Annotated in this window: 2 protein-coding genes and 1 pseudogene; all 3 read left to right on the top strand. The window is 71.9% G+C overall.

Annotation, left to right across the window (positions count from 1 at the left end; all coding sequences use genetic code 11):
• A pseudogene (tap, locus tag SSOG_RS01475) lies at positions 1 to 1454 on the top strand (telomere-associated protein Tap); the annotation flags it as partial.
• A gap of 17 nt (positions 1455 to 1471) precedes the next feature.
• The gene (gene tpg / locus SSOG_RS01470; RefSeq protein WP_009712412.1) at positions 1472 to 2029 is read left to right on the top strand and encodes a telomere-protecting terminal protein Tpg; all 558 of its coding nucleotides are present in this window, start codon (positions 1472 to 1474) and stop codon (positions 2027 to 2029) included.
• Between the two features lie 203 nt (positions 2030 to 2232).
• Positions 2233 to 2574: GntR family transcriptional regulator (locus tag SSOG_RS01465; protein ID WP_245606186.1), on the top strand; the 342-nt coding region annotated here is incomplete at its 3' end.

The following is a 2574-nucleotide window of genomic DNA, read 5'->3' as shown; positions in this document are numbered from 1 at the left end:
CCTCGGGCTGCCCGCCGAACTGACCGACCGCCGAAACCTGCGACTGCCCCGACGACCACAAGGTCGTCAAGCAGATCACCAGGGCCAAGTGGCAGCTCACCCGCCGGGGCTTCGGCCCCTGGGCCTCGGTCTACCGCCCGGTGCAGAGTGGCCGCCGCCACTGCGTGCAATTCGCGGTCCTCCCGTGGGGCGCGCTCGACTCCCGCGCCTGGGGGAGCGCCGACCGGTTCGCTCCGGCCGAACTGGCGAGCGTACTGGGCGACTACGCCACCCGCGTCATCACCCCGCGCGGCACCACCGCCGTCACCGGGCTGGAACTGATGACCGCCCTGCGCCCGCCCACCCGCGCCGTGAAGGACGAGGCGACCGGCACCTGGGGCTCCGGCCCGCAGCCCGGTTCGCTCAGCGCGCCGGTCGACCCGGCGCCACCGGAGGCACCGGACGAGCACCCCGTCGTCGCCCAGCTGTACCCGCGCGGCCACCGGCGCACCCCGGCCGAGATGCTGGACGAGGAGGCGTACGACTGGATCCGCGACCCCGAGCTGCTCACCGACGCCGAATGCGCGCACACCCACGCCGTGGGCATCGACGTCAACATGGCCTTCGCCGCCGCCGCCAACCGCCTTAACCTCGGGCTCGGGGCGCCCGAACACCGCACGGCGCCCGCCTTCGACAAGGCGCTGCCCGGCAGCTGGCTGGTCGACCTCTCCCACATCGATTTCGACCCCCGCCTCCCGAACCCCTTCACTCCGCACGGCAACCGCCCCGAGGGCCCCGCCTGGTACGCCACGCCGACCGTCGCGTACGCCGTGGAACTCGGCCACGAGGTACGGCCCGTCGAGGCGTGGGTCCGCCCCGAGACCGGCTCCTATCTGGACGCCTGGTACACCCGGCTGCGCGACGCCTACATGGCCACCATGGAGCGGCTCGGCGTGGTGTCCGGCATGAGCCCGCCGGACTTCCTCGCCGCCATGGAGCGGCACAAGCAGGCCGACCCCGGGCAGGCCGCCGTCCTGTCCGCCATCAAGGCCACCGTCAAGGGCGGCATCGGCAAGCTCCGCGAACGGCCCCAGGGCGCCCGCTACCGCCCCGGCGAACGCTGGCCCGCCCTGGAGCGCCCCACCTGGCGCCCCGACATCCGCGCCGCCGTCATCTCCACCGCGCGGGTGAACATGCACCGCAAGATGCGCAAGTTCGCGGACACCGGGCTCTTCCCCGTAGCCGTCCTCTCGGACTGCGTCGTCTATCTCTCCGACGGCCCGAGCCCGCTCGACTTCCTGCCGCACACCCCCGACGGCAAGCCGCTGCCCGGCGGTTTCCGGCTCGGTGTCTCACCGGGCATGGTCAAGCACGAGGGCACCCAGGAGTTCCTGTGGGCGGCGCAGCTCCTCGACGAGGGCCACAACCCCGCCCGCCACATCAAGGGCACCGACGCCGCGCTCGACGGTGAGTAGGGGAGGAGACGAGCACCATGGGCATCATGGGCGACAGCCTCGACAAGGCGACGGAGGCCACCTTCACCCGCCCCATCCCGAAGACCGCCCCCGCGCAGATGCGTTTCCTGGTGAAGCAGGAGAAGGGCTCCACCAAGGCGGTCGCGCGACGGCTCGGCGTATCGCAGCGCACGGTCGAGCGCTATCTCACCGGCCAGTTCAAACGCCCCCGCAAGGACCTGGCCGCCCGCCTCGCCGATGAGGTGCGCAAGGACTGGCAGCCCCGGGTGCGCGCCCGGGCCAGGAAGCAGGCCGCCACCGCCACCGGCATCGTCATCGAGACCCGGGCCCGCTTCGGCTTCACCGCCGCCCCCGGCTCCACCGACGACGGCCGCGTCCGCCTGATCACCCAGCACCTGCCCCCCGCCTACGCGGCCCGGCTCTTCGAGGCCCGGTCCACCGGCGCCACCGAACAGCAGCTCCGGGACATCGCCGCAGAGGGGTTCCAGGAGGTCTACTTCAAGGACAGCGGCCGCCGCGCGGACGGCCTCCTGGTGGAGTTCACCGACATCGACTACGTGGAGATGGACTTCTGAGCACCTGGCTGGGGAAGGTCGGCGTCGTGTTATGTATGAGGCGTGACCGTTTCCAGCTCCGCTCCCTCTCGTACGCCCACCGCCCGCCTGAAGTCGGTCAGTCTGCGCGAGCAGGCCCGCGAGGCGCTGCGCACCCGGATCGTGCTCGGGCAGATCGCGCCGGGGGAGGTGTGCAGCGTCATCAGCTTGCCGAGGAACTGGGGGTGTCCATCACGCCAGTGCGTGAGGCGGTGATGGACCTGGCCCATCACGGCATGGTGGAGGTCATCCGCAACCGCGGCTTCCGGGTGCCGGTGCTCGGCGAACACGACCTGGACGAGATCTTCCGTATCCGTACGCTGCTGGAGGCACCGGCGATGGCGGACGTCGTCCAGGCCCTGGACGGGGCGCCCGTGCCGCAGTTCCGCCGGCTGGCGGAGGAGATCACCGCGGCGGCACGGGACGGGGATCTGGCCGTGTTCCTGGACAAGGACCGGCAGTTCCACCTCGGTCTGCTGGAACTGCTGGGCAACCGGCGCCTGGTGACGATGGTCGCCCAACTGCGC

Origin of the sequence: Streptomyces himastatinicus ATCC 53653, from assembly GCF_000158915.1 — a bacterium.
Taxonomy (GTDB): domain Bacteria; phylum Actinomycetota; class Actinomycetes; order Streptomycetales; family Streptomycetaceae; genus Streptomyces; species Streptomyces himastatinicus.
This window is presented reverse-complemented; position numbering and strand designations above follow the sequence as displayed.

Coding starts and splice junctions, on each gene's coding strand:
- tpg (WP_009712412.1), top strand. CDS start 1,472: ATGGGCATCATGGGCGACAGCCTCGACAAGGCGACGGAGGCCACCTTC.